Source organism: Pseudomonas sp. PICF6 (assembly GCF_009831705.1).
Taxonomy (GTDB): Bacteria; Pseudomonadota; Gammaproteobacteria; order Pseudomonadales; family Pseudomonadaceae; genus Aquipseudomonas; species Aquipseudomonas rhizophila.
In genome coordinates, this window is sequence record NZ_WUUD01000017.1 from 88,638 (window position 1) to 104,312 (window position 15,675).

General features: G+C 62.4%; 15 protein-coding genes. 10 read left to right on the forward strand and 5 right to left on the reverse strand.

All coding sequences use genetic code 11. The annotated features are described in order from the left end of the window. From GSM73_RS10645 to GSM73_RS10665, 5 genes are all read left to right on the forward strand, one after another. A partial coding sequence (locus GSM73_RS10645; protein ID WP_256676822.1) for a putative porin occupies window positions 1-1,585 on the forward strand: 1,585 nt, incomplete at its 5' end. A gap of 15 nt (window positions 1,586-1,600) precedes the next feature. Continuing rightward, window positions 1,601-2,248 (forward strand): hypothetical protein, encoded by a 648-nt coding sequence (locus tag GSM73_RS10650; RefSeq protein ID WP_047228949.1) that lies wholly within the window; start codon window positions 1,601-1,603, stop codon window positions 2,246-2,248. Between the two features lie 21 nt (window positions 2,249-2,269). Next, window positions 2,270-2,749, forward strand: coding sequence for a YbjN domain-containing protein (locus GSM73_RS10655; RefSeq protein WP_076385216.1), 480 nt, complete (start codon window positions 2,270-2,272; stop codon window positions 2,747-2,749). Beyond that, a complete protein-coding gene (locus GSM73_RS10660; RefSeq protein WP_160892472.1) occupies window positions 2,746-3,690 on the forward strand; it encodes a peptidylprolyl isomerase in 945 nt (314 codons plus the stop codon). The genes GSM73_RS10655 and GSM73_RS10660 overlap by 4 nt, the downstream gene beginning before the upstream one ends. A gap of 216 nt (window positions 3,691-3,906) precedes the next feature. Then, window positions 3,907-4,905, forward strand: coding sequence for a LysR family transcriptional regulator (locus tag GSM73_RS10665; protein ID WP_047228952.1), 999 nt, complete (start codon window positions 3,907-3,909; stop codon window positions 4,903-4,905). On the opposite strand, the gene GSM73_RS10670 is transcribed toward GSM73_RS10665, so the two are convergent. Beyond that, complete coding sequence (locus GSM73_RS10670; protein ID WP_047228953.1) at window positions 4,900-7,473, reverse strand: EAL domain-containing protein; 2,574 nt, start codon at window positions 7,471-7,473, stop codon at window positions 4,900-4,902. The genes GSM73_RS10665 and GSM73_RS10670 overlap by 6 nt on opposite strands. 403 nt (window positions 7,474-7,876) lie before the next feature. Between GSM73_RS10670 and GSM73_RS10675 the strand changes: the two genes are divergently transcribed. The 3 genes from GSM73_RS10675 to GSM73_RS10685 all read left to right on the forward strand — a co-directional run bounded on the left by GSM73_RS10675 (window position 7,877) and on the right by GSM73_RS10685 (window position 10,067). After that, the gene (locus GSM73_RS10675) at window positions 7,877-8,263 is read left to right on the forward strand and encodes an EF-hand domain-containing protein (RefSeq protein WP_047228954.1); all 387 of its coding nucleotides are present in this window, start codon (window positions 7,877-7,879) and stop codon (window positions 8,261-8,263) included. Window positions 8,264-8,425: 162 nt separating this feature from the next. Then, window positions 8,426-9,313: a DUF692 domain-containing protein gene (locus tag GSM73_RS10680; RefSeq protein ID WP_047228955.1), complete on the forward strand. Its 888-nt coding sequence runs from the start codon at window positions 8,426-8,428 to the stop codon at window positions 9,311-9,313. Then, window positions 9,306-10,067: a DUF2063 domain-containing protein gene (locus GSM73_RS10685; RefSeq protein ID WP_080962911.1), complete on the forward strand. Its 762-nt coding sequence runs from the start codon at window positions 9,306-9,308 to the stop codon at window positions 10,065-10,067. Before GSM73_RS10680 ends, GSM73_RS10685 begins: the two co-directional genes overlap by 8 nt. Window positions 10,068-10,190: 123 nt before the next feature. Here the strand turns inward: GSM73_RS10685 and GSM73_RS10690 are convergent, their stop codons facing one another. From GSM73_RS10690 to GSM73_RS10705, 4 genes are all read right to left on the reverse strand, one after another. Beyond that, window positions 10,191-10,685: a DoxX family protein gene (locus GSM73_RS10690; RefSeq protein ID WP_047228956.1), complete on the reverse strand. Its 495-nt coding sequence runs from the start codon at window positions 10,683-10,685 to the stop codon at window positions 10,191-10,193. An 18-nt stretch (window positions 10,686-10,703) separates the two neighbouring features. Further along, the gene (locus GSM73_RS10695) at window positions 10,704-11,369 is read right to left on the reverse strand and encodes a ferric reductase-like transmembrane domain-containing protein (RefSeq protein ID WP_160892474.1); all 666 of its coding nucleotides are present in this window, start codon (window positions 11,367-11,369) and stop codon (window positions 10,704-10,706) included. Between the two features lie 285 nt (window positions 11,370-11,654). Beyond that, the gene (locus GSM73_RS10700; protein ID WP_160892476.1) at window positions 11,655-12,965 is read right to left on the reverse strand and encodes an ATP-binding protein; all 1,311 of its coding nucleotides are present in this window, start codon (window positions 12,963-12,965) and stop codon (window positions 11,655-11,657) included. Next, window positions 12,962-13,702: a response regulator gene (locus tag GSM73_RS10705; RefSeq protein ID WP_003202589.1), complete on the reverse strand. Its 741-nt coding sequence runs from the start codon at window positions 13,700-13,702 to the stop codon at window positions 12,962-12,964. Before GSM73_RS10705 ends, GSM73_RS10700 begins: the two co-directional genes overlap by 4 nt. A gap of 232 nt (window positions 13,703-13,934) precedes the next feature. On the opposite strand from GSM73_RS10705, the gene GSM73_RS10710 reads away from it, so the two are divergent. Both GSM73_RS10710 and GSM73_RS10715 read left to right on the forward strand, forming a co-directional pair. Continuing rightward, window positions 13,935-14,198 (forward strand): DUF2790 domain-containing protein, encoded by a 264-nt coding sequence (locus GSM73_RS10710; RefSeq protein WP_047228959.1) that lies wholly within the window; start codon window positions 13,935-13,937, stop codon window positions 14,196-14,198. Window positions 14,199-14,376: 178 nt separating this feature from the next. Continuing rightward, window positions 14,377-15,588, forward strand: a complete 1,212-nt coding sequence (locus tag GSM73_RS10715) for a cytochrome c biogenesis protein DipZ (protein WP_047228960.1) — start codon at window positions 14,377-14,379, stop codon at window positions 15,586-15,588. The last annotated feature ends 87 nt before the right edge of the window (window positions 15,589-15,675 follow it).

The window sequence follows — 15,675 nt, forward strand, 5'->3', positions numbered from 1 at the left end:
TCTGATCCGCCTGCTGGTACAGCAGGGCGTGTTGAAGCAGGACCAGGCCGATGGCCTGATCGCCCAGGCCGAACGGGAAGCCGTGCAGGCCCGTCAGGCGGCCACGGCGGTCGTCGCAACGCCGGCTGGCGCACCGGGGGATGTGCGGGTGCAATACGTGCCAAACATCGTGCGCGAGCAGATCCGCGATCAGGTCAAGGCTGAAGTCATGGCCACCGCCAAGCAGGAAAACTGGGCTCAGCCCAACACCTTTCCGGATTGGGTCTCGCGGATCAGTTTTGATGGCGACATTCGTCTGCGCGATGAGTCGCGCTACTACTCGGGTACCAACAGCAACGAAATCGTCGACTTCGCCCGGCTCAATGACCGAGGACCGTACGACGTCAACCCTAACAGCAGCTCCAGTCTGCCGCCGTTGCTCAATACGCGCGAAGACCGGGAAAACCTGTTCCGCCTGCGCGCACGTCTGGGCATGAAGGCGGTGATCGCTCCGCAATGGACCGCCGGCATTCGCATCGGCACCGGCTCGGACAACAACCCGGTGTCCACCACCCAGACCCTGGGAGGCGGTTTCGGCAAGAAGGACATCTGGCTCGACCAGGGTTACCTGACCTGGAAACCCTCGGACGACTTGACCCTGACCGGCGGGCGAATCGCCAATCCGTTTTACTCCACCGACCTGTTGTATTCCGGTGACCTGAACTTCGACGGCGTGGCGGCGATTTTCAACCGCAAGCTCAATCAGGACTGGGGCCTGTTCGGCACCGTCGGTGCGTTCCCGGTGGAGTACACCAACGACACCAGCACCAGCAACGGTTCCGACAAAGAGGAGAGCGACAACAAGTGGTTGTACGGGGCGCAGCTGGGGGCCAATTGGGCGATCAACGACAGCAACCGCGTCAAGGGCGCGCTGGCCTATTACCGCTTCGACGATATCGAAGGCCAGCGCTCCTCGCCGTGCGAGCCGTGGGCCGGTGACCCGGGTTGCGACAGCGATGGCTCGCGCGTGGCGTTCATGCAGAAGGGCAACACGGTGTTCCTGCTGCGGGACATCACGCCCAATCCTCTCAACCCGTCCACCACGCCACAGCCGCAGTATGTCGGTCTGGCCTCGGAGTTCAACCTGCTGGACCTGAATCTGCAGTGGGACACCGATCTGCCGCAAGACCTGAAACTGCGCAGCCAGGCCAACTACGTGCATAACCTGGGCTACGACGAAGGCGAGATGCGCAAGCGCTCCGAAGGGCAGTTCGCCAACAACCTGGACGAAAACGGTGAGGTGGAAAGCGGCGCCAACGCCTGGATGCTCCAGTTCACCTTGGGCAACTCACTGGAACTCAAGCGCCAGGGCGACTGGAACCTGTTCGCCGGCTACAAGTACATCCAGCCGGATGCCTTGCCGGACGGTTTCAACGATTCGTCGTTTCACCTGGGTGGCACCAATGCCAAAGGTTACTTCCTGGGCGGCAACTACGGTCTGGCGAGCAACGTCTTCGCCACCGGTCGCTGGCTGAGTTCCGAAGCGGTGTACGGCGCGCCGTATGACATCGATGTCTTGCAGCTTGAAATCAACACGCGCTTCTAAGCGCAGGGAGGCCTCATGAAAAGGCGAGCCATGAACCATTGTCCGGTAGCGTTGCTGGTGCTGGGCCTGCTGTTAAGCGGCACGGCCCACGGCGAAGGAATGGAAGAACGCCTGCGGGCGCAATTGCGCAGCACCACCGCGCAGTTGCAAACCTTGCAGAGTGAACAGGCCCAGGCCAGCGCCGCCCGGCAGGCGGCGCAAGACCAGGCCCGGCAAGCCCAGGAGCAGATCAAGCAATTGACCGCGCAGTTGAGCAAGGCCCAGGCCCTGAACGAGCAATTGGCCGGGCACGAGCAGAGCCTGCGCAGCCAGGCCCAGGCCCAGGTGGCGGCCAGCAATGACCAGATCGGCAAGTTCAAGAAAGCCTATGACGAGTTGCTGGTCCTGGCCCGTGGCAAGGAAGCCGAACGTGCTCGTCTGGAAGCTCAACTGAGTGAGCGTGACACACAAGTGCAGCAATGTTCGGTCAAGAATCAGCAGATGTACGAAGTCGCCAAGACGCTGCTCCACGCCTACGAAACCATTGACGTCACCGACGTCATGAAAATCCGCCAGCCCTTCGCCGCCAAGACCCGGGTGCGTTTCGAAGAGCTGGCCCAGGGCTTTGGCGATGACCTCTACAAGAACCGTTTCGATGCGCCCCAGGCCTCGATCACCCATTGATAGCGCAAGGAAGAGTCGACCATGACTTCATTGATTGAACACGTCAGCCCAACGTCCCTGACCGAGCTGTTGCAAGCCGCCGGGTACCGGGTCAACGAAACGGAACAGAACGGCATCGTGCAACTGCTTAGCGCCAGCCAGGGCATCGGTTATGCGGTGCGCTTCGGCAACCTGTCGGCCGCGCCTGATCAGTATCTGGACTTCACCTTCAGCTGCGCCTTGCGGGTACAGGGTGAGTTGCCGGCCGGTCTGGCCGAGCTATGGAACGCTTCGCGGCGTTTTGCAAGGTTGTCGGTGCAGGGCGAGTTCCTGGTGATGGAAATGGATGTCGTGGTCGCCGCAGGTGTCAGCGCAGATCACTTGCGCAGCAACCTGGAGTTGTGGGATCGCCTGTTGCAGGAGTTCATCGTTTATCTGCGCGAGTACAGCCAGAACGCGGCACGGATGCAGCCCCAGGTTGAACCCGCCGAGCCGCCGTTGGAGGAGGCCACCGCATCGTGAAAAAACCGACTTTTGTTATCAGCGCCGCCGCGTTGGGCCTGGTCGCCGTGGCTGTTGTGCTTGGCCTGAGGCCGGGCAGCGATCCGGTAGCGGCGGTGCAGACCGTCAGCGTTGCCTCGGCCGATTCGCCGAGTCTGGCCCGCTTGGGCAACCAGCAAGTCAGCCCGCAAGAGCTCAAAGTGTTGCTGTCAGCGCTGGCGCCGGAAGTTCGTCAGCAGATGCTCGGTGACCGAGCGGTCCTGGAGGGTTGGATCCGTACGCGGCTGGCGGAAAAAGCCGTGCTGGAACAGGCCGATGCCCAGGGCTGGCGTCAGCGCCCGGAGGTGGAACGCCAGACCCGGGCGGCGGCCGAGCAGATCGTGTTTCGTGATTACTTGCAGTCGGTTAGTCAGGTGCCGGCCGAGTATCCCAGTGAGGAGGAATTGCAGCAGGCTTACGAGGCAGGGAAAGCCAACTGGGCAGTGCCGGCGCTGTACCGGGTCAGCCAGATATTCCTGGCCGCGACCGAGCCGCAAACAATGGAGGCGACGCGCCGCAGAGCCGTCGAGTTGAGCCAGAAAGCCCAGGCGTCGCCCGCAGAGTTCGCCGCCCTGGCGACCCGGTTTTCCCAGGATCGCACCAGTGCCGAGCGCGGTGGCGACAGTGGCCTGCAACCGTTGCAGCAATTGGTGCCGCCAGTGCGTGAGGCTGTGGCGCGTTTGAAGCTCGGCGCCGTATCGGGCCCGGTGCAGAGCGCGGCGGGCTTCCATGTGATCAAACTCACTGAACAACAGCCGCCCCGGGAAGCAACCCTGGAGGAAGTACGCGAGCGCCTGACCCAGGCCTTGCGTGCCCAGCGCCAGGAACAGATTGCCAAGGCTTACCTGGACGGCATGCTTGACACCGCGACCCTGAGCATTGATGGCGCGCAGTTGAGCAAGGTGCTGGAGGAGGCTCGCTAGCCAAGCCCGCACCAAGCTTTTGTGGCGAGGGAGCTTGCTCCCGCTGGGCTGCGAAGCGGCCCCAAAAAGCTATATCCAGATTCCCGCTGGAGGACCGCGGCAACCTCATTGGGGCTGCTGCGCAGCCCAGCGGGAGCAAGCTCCCTCGCCACGGGAATTATGCTTGGCTGGAATGTGCATCAACGCTTATCCCGTACAACCGACAGGGAGTCACCTATGTCATTCATCGAGCCCGCAGGACGCCAGGCTGTCACCGAGTATCGCTCACCGTCGCGCATCGCTGAGCCCTGGCTGGTCCAGGCATCCGGCATTTCGCCTCAGGTGGCGCAGTGTTTTTTGGTCAGTGCTCGTTGCGGCTGTTTCATGCAGGCGGCTCGCAGCCTGAACGTCAAAGCGACCTGGCTGCGCAAGCAGTTGGCGCAGCTGGAGGCGACGCTGCAACGCTCGTTGTTCAGTTTCCAGGGCAGCGCCTTGACCCTCAGTCGCGAGGGCCGGCAGCTACAGGCGCGATTGATTGCACAGGTCCACGAAAGCTCAGTGCCGCACAATGATCAACCACGGGTCCGCCTGGCCGTGGCCGAGTCGATTCTGCACGACATCCTGGGCCGTGACCTGATCTCTTTGCTGCGGCGCAACGCCAGTGTGCGGTTGCAGATTATCACCCTGGACAGTGAGCTGGCGCTGCAAGCCATCAGTGCCGACCTGGTGCTGTGGTTGAGTGATTCGCACGCCTTGGGACCGGGGCCGAGTTTCCCCACACAATCACCCGAACGACTGGCACGGCTGGACTATGTGCCACACATCGCCAAGCGCTACTCACGCCCGGCTACCCGCCCCGAGTGCCTGGACGACCTGAGCGACTACATGCTTGTGCAATGGCAGCCAGACGGTCAGGTGGACAGCTTCGCGCCGTGGAACGCTCTGATGGAGCAACGCCGCGCGGGCGTGGTGCAGGTGCAATCCTACGCGTTGATGCTGGAAATGATTCGTTGCAGCGCCTGCATCGGTCTGTTGCCTCAGTACATGAGTGGCTTGGACCGTGGCCTGATCGCGTTGCCGAGGGTATTCGAGCACCCGATGCAGCGTCAGTTATGGATGGCCGTGGGCAGTCACGCCCTGGACATGCCGCAAGTGCAGATGCTTGTCGAATTGATTCGGCACACGCTGGATGAGCGCAAAGAGTGGTTTCAAGTCATCCAGAACGATGCCCTATAACCACCTGGGTGTTGTAAAGAACGAGGCCATTTCCGAGCGGGCCAGGGCCGAGCCGAAGTAGGGGCCTTGTACGTGGTCGCAGGCCACGCTGCGCAATTGGCTGAATTGCCGGGCGTTTTCGATGCCTTCGGCGGTGACCATGAGACCCACGCTGCGGCTGAGTCGGATCATCGCCAGCACGCCTTCGCGATCGTGTTCCAGGCCCAGCTGTGACAGGATGTTGCGATCAAAGCGTATGCCATCGAACGGTTGGTTCAGTACCTCGCGAAGGGAGGCGATGCTGGTGCCGAACTTGTCGATATTGATGCGTACGCCCAGGTCCTTGAGCGCATGAAGGGTACTGGCGACCGCTTTGTGGTCGATCAGCAGAACCCCTTCGGCCACTTCCAGGGTCAGGCGCTGGGGGACCAGGCCACTTGTCTCAAGGGCCGTTCGCACCTGATTGAGCAAGAAGCTGCTGCTGAACCACTTGGGCGAAACCGCGACGGAAACGTTGACAGCGGTGGGCCAGGTCACTGCTTCTTCGCAGACGTTGATCAACATCCAGGTCCCCAGCTCTTCCAGTTGGCCAGACGCTTCGGCGATCGGGATGAAGTCCGCTCCACCCAGTTCACCTTTCTCGGGATGGTGCCAGAAAGTCTGGGCCTCGAAGCCGTGCAGTTGTTCGGCACACACATCGAAGCGAGGCAAGTAACGCAGCTCCAGTTGTTCGCGTTGCATGGCGTCGCGCAGTTGCTGCTCATAGCGCCGACGGTCGCGGGCCATGTTGCCCATGGCCTCCTCATAGACCCGCCAGGTGTTGCGGCCCGCCGCCTTGGCTGCATACAAAGCGATGTCCGCGTGACGCAACAATTCAGTGGCGCGCTCGTCACCGGGTTGCGACCAGGCCACACCGATGCTCACGCCCAGGTACAAGGTGTTGCCGTCCAGGTGCATGGGGCGCTGCATGCAATCGATCAGGCGCTCACAGAGTTGTTCCAGGTCCCGGGGACTGCCGGGATCGGGCATGACGATGACAAACTCATCACCGCCCAGACGGGCCACCAGGTCGGAACTGCGCACGTTCTGCTGAAGGATATGGGCCACTTCCCGCAGCACTTTGTCGCCTACGGCATGCCCCAGGGAATCGTTGACCGGCTTGAACCGGTCCATGTCCAGGTTCAGCACCGCCAGCGGTGCCCCGTCGGCCGGGTCCAGGTGTTCGCTGAGGCAATCGAACAAGCGGTTTCGATTGGCCAGCCCGGTCAGCGGGTCGTGCAGCGAGAGGTGCTTGATCTGGGCCAGCGCCCGCAGCTCCTCGGTAATGTCGGTGGCGGTGCCCCGAAAGCCCAAGGTGCCGGCTTCGATGGCGCGGACCGAAAGTTTGCACGTGCGGATACGCTGATTGCGCGCGGTGTACTCGCATAACAACGGTGCCGACGAATCGCTGTTGGCCCCGCCGAGCAGCCATTGGGCAATCGAAATCGAGCCACCGTGGGGATGGAGCAACCGATGCAGGGGCTTGCCCAGCCATTGTGTGGGGTTGAAGCCGGTCACTTGTTCAAAACGTTCCGACAGGTAGGTCAGCGTCCCGGTCGAATCCACTTCCCATAACCAGTCGGAGGACACTTCGGCAATATCCCGAAAACGTTCTTCGCTACGTTCCAGTGCCTTGCGGTGGGCCAACAGGCTGGCGTATTGACGTTCCTGGGCGCGAAGCATGACCAGGGCATGGCGCAGCACCGCCAGCGCGAGGATGGCCAACACCAGCAGCGCCAGGACCAGCAAGGGCAGCAGGGCCTTGCGCAGGTCGTTGCCGGGGGTCTCCGGACGCCACGCCAAAGCCTCGCCGGTCTGGCCGTCAAGGGATATCCGGGCCGTGCCCATCTGCTCCGGCGCATGGGTGATGTGGGCATCTGGCAGGGCAAAGTCTCGCGCCAGGTTTTGCAAAGAGGCGGCATCAAGGACTTTCACGAACAGCAGCAAACTGGGCGGCCCCGGGATTTCGGGCACGCTGTCGTCGGTGCCGACGGTGATGGCCGAGGCGGCGACGAACGCAGGTGCGCCGTCGTGATGCAGCAGCTCGACGATGACTTCATCGCGGTTCTGCGGGTCGCTGGCTTTCTTCGCCAGCCCTTGCAGGTCACCGGCCAGCCACGTGTCGGCGTCGACCTCACTCATATCGCCATTGATCACCGAATAGACGGTTTTGCCGGTCGGGGAAATGACAAACACCGCCTGGTAGCCGTAGAGCCCGAAAACGCTGCTGCCGACGTTTTCCTGGTCATAGGCCCAGTCTTTGTCCATTTCGACATGCAGATGCCGGTAGGCGTCGCTCCACTTGGAATAGTCACTCAGGTCCCGCCCGATGCCGGCGCGGATACCGTCGATGGCGCGCTGGGCGAAAAACAGGCTCTGTTCACGGGCGCGCCTATCCTGGGCCCCGGTAATGCTGAGCAACAATGCGATAGCCAGTGCTGACATGACGAACAGCAAAAGCATGATGGCCGGGAAGGTGCGACGGGTGAAGCTCTGGCTGGGCAGGCCTGGGGGCGAAACGGTGGAGTCGTTGCCAGCATCTTCAGTCATAAACAAGCCATCAGCTAAACGCGAAATATCCCGCACGTCCCTGTATCGGCTGTCGGCTCAATTAACTTAACCGTTCCGACAGTTGACACGGCGCAGAGGCGCTTGGCTATTGGCCTTCAGGCAAAACGGTCGTCGCAGAGGCCTGGCTCATTCCTTGTCCTGGCGATTCCCCGGCAGCTGTTTGGCGATCTGCATAACGATGCCGCGCTCGTTCGGATCGACCGGCCACGCGCGCATGGGCGTGTATCCCAGTGTGTAGCAGGGCGGCCTGGATACATTTGCTTGTTTTCACCTCGGCTGGCGACACAGCCCGGATACACATCGACGGTTAACTACGCCTGCCAGCCGACACCGATCCCCGGTGCCGGTGACTGGCGTATCTGAACTTTCGAGGAACACCCCCATGCTCAACTTCTCCAGCAGTTCGTCTCTTGCACTCGGTCTGGCCCTGGTCGGCGGCCTTGGCCTTTCCACCGCAGCCTCGGCCCTGACCATGAACGATCTGGCCCAGGGCTACACCCTGGCGGCGGCCGATACGGTGAAGAAACCCGCTGAGGGCAAGTGCGGCGAAGATAAATTCGCCAAGACCGATACCAACCACGACGGCAAGGTTTCACGCGAGGAGTTCATTGCGGCGGCGCCGGAGCGCGCGGCTGAATACGACAAGATCGACGCCAACCATGATGGCGGCATCTCGTTGCCTGAGGCCGAGAAATACCTGGCGGGCCAGGCCAAGAGCGCCGAAGGCAAATGCGGCGAGGGCAAGTGCGGGGCGGCTATCGAGTCCTGACTTTCACCGGTGGGAAGCCTGACGGGGCAGGCGCCAGTGATGCCCTGTCGAGCGAACAACTGTGGCCAGGGAGCCGCTCCCTGGCCACAGGGTTTGGTTTTTACAGACTGATTGGCAATCGCCCTTCATGGCTTCCCATCTCTTACCCCAAGGAGATGTGCCATGCCTCAACATTCAGGCCTGAAAGGCCCCGCCGTACAGGTCACCCCCTCAATTACCAAACCCTCAGTAGGCCTGGGTCTGCGCCGCGCCTTGCTCGATGAACTGCGCAAGGCGCCCGCCGGGGATTTCGACTTTCTCGAAGTGGCCCCGGAGAACTGGATCGGCATTGGCGGCGCTCACGGCGCCGCTTTGCATGGGCTGGCCGAACGCTATCCGTTGTCGTGTCATGGCCTGTCGCTGTCTTTGGGCGGACCGGCGCCGCTGGACCTGGCGTTTCTGGCGCAGGTGCGCGACTTCCTGGAGCGCTTCAATGTACCGATGTACAGCGAGCATCTGAGTTACTGCGGCGATGAAGGGCACTTGTATGACTTGCTGCCGTTGCCCTTTACTGAGGAAGCGGTGCATCACGTAGCGGCACGGATTCGGCAGGCCCAGGACGTACTGGGGCGCCGCCTGGCCGTGGAGAACGTTTCCTATTACGCCGCCCCGCAGCAAGACATGACGGAGCTGGAATTCACCCGCGCGGTATTGCACGAAGCCGATTGCGACCTGCTGCTGGACGTCAACAATGTCTACGTCAACTCGGTCAATCATGGCTTCGATCCCCAGGCATTCCTGGCTGGCCTTGCGCCTGAGCGGGTGGTGGGCATGCACGTGGCCGGGCACTACGACGAGTCCGATACCTTGAAAATCGACAGTCATGGCGCGCCGGTCAAACCGCTGGTCTGGGCTTTGCTGGCTCAGGCCTACGCGCGTTTCGGCGTCCAGCCGACCTTGCTCGAGCGGGACTTCAATTTCCCGCCCTACGCCGTGCTGGTCGCCGAACTGCAAACTATTCGCCGATTGCAGGATCAGGCCGAGCCGGGGCAGGCGGTGGCCCATGGCTGAAATCATGCAGACACTGCAGCAACAGCAGCAGGCGTTGACCCGCTACCTGCGCGATCCTGATCACTGCCCGATTCCGCCGGGCATGGACGTGGCTCGGGCGCAGGTGTATCGGGACCTGATTTTCGAAAACATGCGTGCGTTGCTCAGCGGCACATTCCCGGTACTGGTGAGCGTGCTGGGGCAGGAGGCGTGGCGGGCCTGCGTACGCCGTTTCTTGCGTGAGCATCGTTGCCTCGCCCCCCGGTTCGCAGACATTGCCGGGGAGTTCGTGGGGTATCTCGCGGCCCGGCAGTCGCCTGAGGAACCGGCGTTCATGGCCGAGCTGGCTCACTACGAGTGGGTCGAAATGGCGCTGCTGCAAGCGCAAGCCGAGTCGCTGCCGGCCAGTGACGAGGCAGCATTGCTCGATCAGCCTTTGCGTGTTTCACCTTTGGCCTGGCCGCTGGCGTACCTCTGGCCGGTGCATCGCTTGGCGCCGGGCCACCAGCCCACGACGCCACCGCCGCAACCGACGCTGCTGCTGGTGCGGCGAACGCCTGGGTTTGCGGTGCGCTTTTCCGAACTCAGTCCGTTGGCCTGGCGGCTGTTGCAGCGTATCGAGCAGTTTCCCGGGTTGGCTGGGCGCGACCAGTTGTTTGCGCTGGCGCGGGAGGCGGGGGTGGATTCAAACGAATTCATGGATAACGCGGTGATGTTGTTGCGCCAGATGCACAGGGAAGGGGTGGTCGGCGTGCAAGCGCAATCCGGCGGTTAAGCGCAGAACCTCCTTGTGGGAGCGAGCCTGCTCGCGATAGCGGTATTCCAGCCAACTTCGATGTGACTGGTCCACCTCTATCGCGAGCAGGCTCGCTCCCACAGGAGTAGGGATCAGGCGATGTTATCGGCGGTATCCCCGAGTGAGCAGCGCATCGACACTCAACTTCCCGGCCCCCTGCAACAGCAGCGGCAACAACGCCACCAGATAGATCAACGGCAGTTTGAAGTTGCCGTGACCTTTGTTGGTGATGGCGTACCCCTGGGCCAGTTCACTCAAGGTTGACCAATCCGCCGGCCAGTGCACGGCGGCGGTGGCGACGACCGTGACGACCATCAACACCAGCGCCGAAAGGCGAGTGCCCAGGCCCATCAGCAGGGCGAGGGCGCAGAGCAGTTCGGCCCACATCGACAGTTCCCAGTTCCAACTGGCCGGCAAGTGGTTGAAGGGGAAGGGGAACGCGGCCTGGATTTGGGCAAACCAGTTGTCGCCCTGCCATTTCTCCCAACCGGATTCGAAAAACTCCCAGGCCAGGAACAGGCGCAGGCCCAATGGCCCGAGCCACGTTCCGGTCTGATCGAGTGTTGTGCGCAGGCCTTTCAAAACATCTGCAGACATGATCGATCTCCCAGGGGCTCAATTCGAGCTGTCAGTGGCAACCAGAGGGGCGGCTGCGCGGCCCGACGGGGATGAACTCCTTCGGCGCGCGTTGGCCTGGGCGAGCTTGCCTACCAGACGAATCGCGATGGCGGCGCAGGTCAGGCCGAAGGGCAGCACGTACCAGGTACTCATGGGAATGCGCTTGAAGTTGGAGTAGGCAAAGATCGCCACCAGCACCCACATGCCGCTGACGTGCAGGCGTTTCCAGGCTTTGCCGCCAATCAGGCGCGCGGTGCTTTTGAAGGAGGTCAGGGCCAGCAGCAGGATGAATACGTATCCGACGGAGCCGGGGATATTGCCAACGGTGGTGCGACCCGGCCAGAACTCGGGGTTGAGCTGCCCATAGCTGTAGATCAGCACGGCGTGCACCAGATGGGAAAACGCGAAGGCCAATCCGATGAAACGTCGCTCGCGGACCAGGGACCGGCTCAGGGGCGACGGCACCAGCACGGCGAACGCCGAGGCGGTAAAGGCCAGCAGAAACAAGGCGAAGGATGAGCGGGCTGTGGCGCGGATGGCGCTGCGCACGCCCTCGGTCAGGTCCGGGTTGAGCGCCAGGGTCAGTGCGGTCATCAACAGCACCAGGGCGGCAAGCAGGCTGAACAGCGACCAGCCCTGGAAACGAAACGTGGAAGCAGGCATGAGAAGGCTCCTTGGGTGTGGGGCCCGGTCGTGAATAGCGACCGGGAACACGAGGGAGTTTTTCAAACGGGTGTAAGTGGGGTGTGTCTGGAATTCGGGCGTTTGCAAGCCTGTGTAACCGTGCCTGTGGCGGACACATTGGCATACAAAGCCCGAGTACATTAAAGCCTGGGGCTGAACCTTTGTGGGAGCGAGCCTGCTCGCGATAGCAGTGGTGCAGCTTGCACAGATGTCGGCTATACCGACGCCATCGCGAGCAGGCTCGCTCCCACAGGTGGATCGGGGTTAAATTTCCCGGCTGAGCCGCAACTCGGCACACAACCCGCCGCCGTCACGATTGCTCAAGGTCAGCGAACCGCCCATGGCGATCGCCAGTTGCTGGGCGATGGCCAGCCCTAACCCGGTACCACCGGTTTCCCGGTTGCGCGAGCTTTCCACCCGGTAGAACGGTTTGAGCACCTCGGCCAGCTCCTGCTCATTGATGCCGGGGCCACGGTCCAGCACTTGAATCGCCAGTTGTCCGTTGTCAGTGCGCTGCACCTGGATCTGCGCCGCACCGCCGAACTTCAAGGCGTTGTCCACCAGATTGACCAGCACCCGGCGCAGGGCATGGGGCCGGGTGTCGATGACCGCGGCGTTTTTCCCGGATAGCTGTACGTCCTGGCCGATGTCCTGATAGTCGAACACCAGGCTGTCGAGAAACGCATCCAGGTTGATGCGACAGCTGGCTTCGGTGGCGCCATGGATGCTGCGGGCATAGGCCACACCTTCGCGCACCAAGTGCTCCATTTCGCTCAGGTCGCTCCACAGCTTGTCCTTTTCGATGCCGTCGTCCATGAACTCGGCGCGCAGCTTCATGCGCGTGATGGGGGTTTGCAAGTCATGGGAAATCGCCGCCAGCAACTGCATGCGCTCCTTGAGGTAGGCGGCGATACGGTCTTGCATGGCATTGAATGCCTTGGCGGCATGCACCACTTCGGTCGGGCCTTTTTCGTCGAGGCGGACGCTGTGGGCATTGGGGTCCAGGGTTTCCACCGCCTGGGCCAGTCGGGTCAGCGGACTGACGGCGATGCGCACGGCCAGCCAGGTGCAGCCGATCAACAGCGCCAGTTGCCCCAGCAACACCACCGGGAGCCAGGGGGAGAGGGGCATCATCGCCGGGCGCACGTCGATGGTCAGCGGGCTGCCGTCGGCCAGGCGCAGGTGCGCCTGGTAGTGCTGCTTGGGTCCGGGAATGTCGGTGAACGTCAGGGCGTAGGCCTGACCGATCGCCTCCTGGATTGAAGTCACCGACACCGGGGCGTTGTCAGGAAGCATTCGCTGGCCTGGCTGACCTTCATCGAGCAGGTAGCCATAGTTGCGTCGGGCGAGTTTCGGCAGCCAGGCCTGGCGCTCGGCAGCCGGCAGGCGGTCGAGAATGGCGACCGAGGTCGAGACGTCGGTTTCCAGGTTGCCGAGCATGGTGGTCTTGGCACTCTGGTAGCGCTCGTAGTACTGGGCGCCGAACGACAGGCCCTGGGCCAGGATCAGGCCGATCAGGAAGATCAGCGACAGGCGCGAGGCGAGGGTGCGCGGCCAGCGCAGCGGCAGGGTCATACCGACGCCTCAAGGATCTCCACCGGCAACGAGAACACATAGCCTTCGCTGCGCACGGTCTTGATGTAGGCCGGCTCCCGGGCATCATCCAGCAACCGTTGACGCAGGCGGCTGACCAGCAGATCGATGGAACGATCGAACAGATCGGCGTCCCGGCCCTGGGTCAGGTTCAGCAACTGATCGCGATTGAGCACCCGCTGCGGGTGGTCGAGGAACACCCGCAACAGGCGATATTCGGCGCCGCTCAAGGCGACCATGGTGCCGTCAGTGTCCAGCAGGTGCCGTGCAGTGGTGTCCAGGCGCCAGCGGCCGAACGCCAGCAGGCGACCGCTTTCGGTGACCACCAGGTTGGGCGGCAGCATGCGGGTACGCCGTAGCACCGCGTTGATCCGCGCCAGTAACTCCCGGGCGGCGAAGGGTTTGACCAGGTAATCGTCGGCGCCCATTTCCAGGCCGATGATGCGGTCGGTTTCATCGTTGCGGGCGGTGAGCATCAGCACCGGTGTGGCCTTGTGTTTGCCTGCGCGCAGTTCCCGGCACAGCACCAGGCCATCATCGCCCGGCATCATGATGTCCAGCACGATCAGGTCCACCGGGGTCGTTTCCAGAAAGGCACGCATCTGCCGGCCATCGGCAACCACGGTGGTACGCAGGCCGTTCTTTTTCAGGTAGTTGCCCACCAGTTCTCTGATTTCGCGATCGTCATCCACGATCAACACATGATCGACGTGATCCATGGTGTTCTGCCCCTTGGCGTTTCGTTGTGATCAGTCTACAGGCGCCGGCCAGCCCGGCTCGCGGCGGTTTGTATTGCAGTGTATCTGGCGCGCGGCGGATACACAGGGATTCAAAAAGCCGCGTTGCCCGATACAGACGCGATACCTCACGGGCATTCAATGGCATCCATCGAGGCGGCACAACACGCCCCGGCCGAAAAACACACCCATTGAATGCATCGAGGATACCGCCATGAACACCAAAGCCGTCTACGCCGCCTGCCTTTTCGCCGCGCTGAACATCTGCACCTTGTCGGCTCGGGCCGAGAGTCACGTCCAGGCTCAGACCTACGCCTATGGCACCCACCTGGATATCCAGAAGGTCCTGTCCCTCAGCGAGGATCCGACCCCGGCCTGCGGCGTGGTGAATGCCCGCATGACCTACCTCGACTCAGCGGGCCACAAGCAGGCGCTGGACTATCGCAAGCTGGCTGACAACTGCAGCAACCAGAACTGACTCGCCGTGGCAGCCAACCTGTGGCAGTAAATCTGTGGGAGCAAAGCTTGCTCGCGATGCAGGCGCCTCGATTCCTGGCAATACCGCGTCATCGTTTATCGCGAGCAAGCTTTGCTCCCACAGAGGCGCCGCCCGATTTGGTGTGTTCAGTCTATCTACCTACCGTTGAGGTGTTGCCATGCTTTTGATCGCTTTTCTGGGCGGGATCCTGACGATCCTCAGTCCCTGCATCCTTCCGGTGGTGCCGTTTCTGTTTGCCCGGGCCAATCGCTCGCGGGGCTCGGTACTGCTGACGCTGGCCGGCATGGTGCTGACGTTTGCCCTGGTTTCGAGTCTGGCGGTGGTCAGCAGCGAGTGGGTGGTGCGAGCCAGCAGCGTTGGCCGGCAAATCGCTCTGTGGGTGATGGTGCTGTTCGCCTTGTCGCTGATGTTCAGCCGGGTCGGTATATGGCTGGCGCGGCCGCTGGTGAGCCTGGGCAACCGTATCGATAACGGTGCCGGACGGATGGCCGGGCCTGTGGGCTCGGTGCTGATCGGGGTCGCCACCGGGCTGCTCTGGGCGCCGTGTGCCGGGCCGATACTCGGGGTGATTCTGACCGGGGCCATGCTGCAAGGCGCGAGTGCTGAAACCAGTCTGCTGCTGCTCGCTTACGGGCTGGGCAGTGCCTTGTCGCTGGGTGTGCTGATCCTGGCCGGGCGCGGATTGGCCGACCGCCTCAAGCTGTCATTGCCGATCACCACCTGGCTGCGCCGGGGTACCGGTGTCGTGGTATTGCTGGCAGCCGTGGCGATTGGCACGGGTGCCGATGATCGCCTGTTGGCCAGTACCTCCTCCCAAGGGGCTGCGACCCTGGAGCAGGGGGTACTGAAGAATGTGCCCAAGGCCATCGATTACCTGGTCGAAAAGGCGAGCGCGGCCCCCCTGGAATCGCTTCAGCCTCAGGGCGAGATGCCGTCCCTGGAGGGCGCCGTGCAATGGTTGAACTCGCCACCCTTGAGCAGCGAGTCACTGCGGGGCAAGGTGGTGCTGGTGGATTTCTGGACTTATGACTGCATCAACTGCCAGCGCACGCTGCCCTATGTGAACGATTGGGCGCGCAAGTACGAGAAGGAGGGGCTGGTGGTGATCGGCGTGCACACACCTGAGTACGGCTACGAGAAAATCATCGACAACGTGCGCGAGCAGGTACGCAAGTTGGGGATCAACTACCCGGTGGCCATCGATAACCAATATGCAATCTGGCGCGCCTTCAACAATCAGTACTGGCCAGCCCACTACTTCATCGATGCCAAGGGTCAGGTGCGCTACAGCCACTTTGGCGAAGGGCGGTATGCCGAGCAGGAACGGGTGATTGAGCAATTGTTGGAGGAAGCCAAGGCCAGCCAGTAACCCGTGGCAAGGGAGCTTGCTTGTGGCGAAGGGATCTGTGGGAGCAAGGCTTGCCCGCGATAGCCGCACCGCGGTCGAACAATTGAA

Coding starts and splice junctions, on each gene's coding strand:
- GSM73_RS10650 (WP_047228949.1), top strand. CDS start 1,601: ATGAAAAGGCGAGCCATGAACCATTGTCCGGTAGCGTTGCTGGTGCTG.
- GSM73_RS10655 (WP_076385216.1), top strand. CDS start 2,270: ATGACTTCATTGATTGAACACGTCAGCCCAACGTCCCTGACCGAGCTG.
- GSM73_RS10665 (WP_047228952.1), top strand. CDS start 3,907: ATGTCATTCATCGAGCCCGCAGGACGCCAGGCTGTCACCGAGTATCGC.
- GSM73_RS10670 (WP_047228953.1), bottom strand. CDS start 7,473: ATGACTGAAGATGCTGGCAACGACTCCACCGTTTCGCCCCCAGGCCTG.
- GSM73_RS10675 (WP_047228954.1), top strand. CDS start 7,877: ATGCTCAACTTCTCCAGCAGTTCGTCTCTTGCACTCGGTCTGGCCCTG.
- GSM73_RS10680 (WP_047228955.1), top strand. CDS start 8,426: ATGCCTCAACATTCAGGCCTGAAAGGCCCCGCCGTACAGGTCACCCCC.
- GSM73_RS10685 (WP_080962911.1), top strand. CDS start 9,306: ATGGCTGAAATCATGCAGACACTGCAGCAACAGCAGCAGGCGTTGACC.
- GSM73_RS10690 (WP_047228956.1), bottom strand. CDS start 10,685: ATGTCTGCAGATGTTTTGAAAGGCCTGCGCACAACACTCGATCAGACC.
- GSM73_RS10695 (WP_160892474.1), bottom strand. CDS start 11,369: ATGCCTGCTTCCACGTTTCGTTTCCAGGGCTGGTCGCTGTTCAGCCTG.
- GSM73_RS10700 (WP_160892476.1), bottom strand. CDS start 12,965: ATGACCCTGCCGCTGCGCTGGCCGCGCACCCTCGCCTCGCGCCTGTCG.
- GSM73_RS10705 (WP_003202589.1), bottom strand. CDS start 13,702: ATGGATCACGTCGATCATGTGTTGATCGTGGATGACGATCGCGAAATC.
- GSM73_RS10710 (WP_047228959.1), top strand. CDS start 13,935: ATGAACACCAAAGCCGTCTACGCCGCCTGCCTTTTCGCCGCGCTGAAC.
- GSM73_RS10715 (WP_047228960.1), top strand. CDS start 14,377: ATGCTTTTGATCGCTTTTCTGGGCGGGATCCTGACGATCCTCAGTCCC.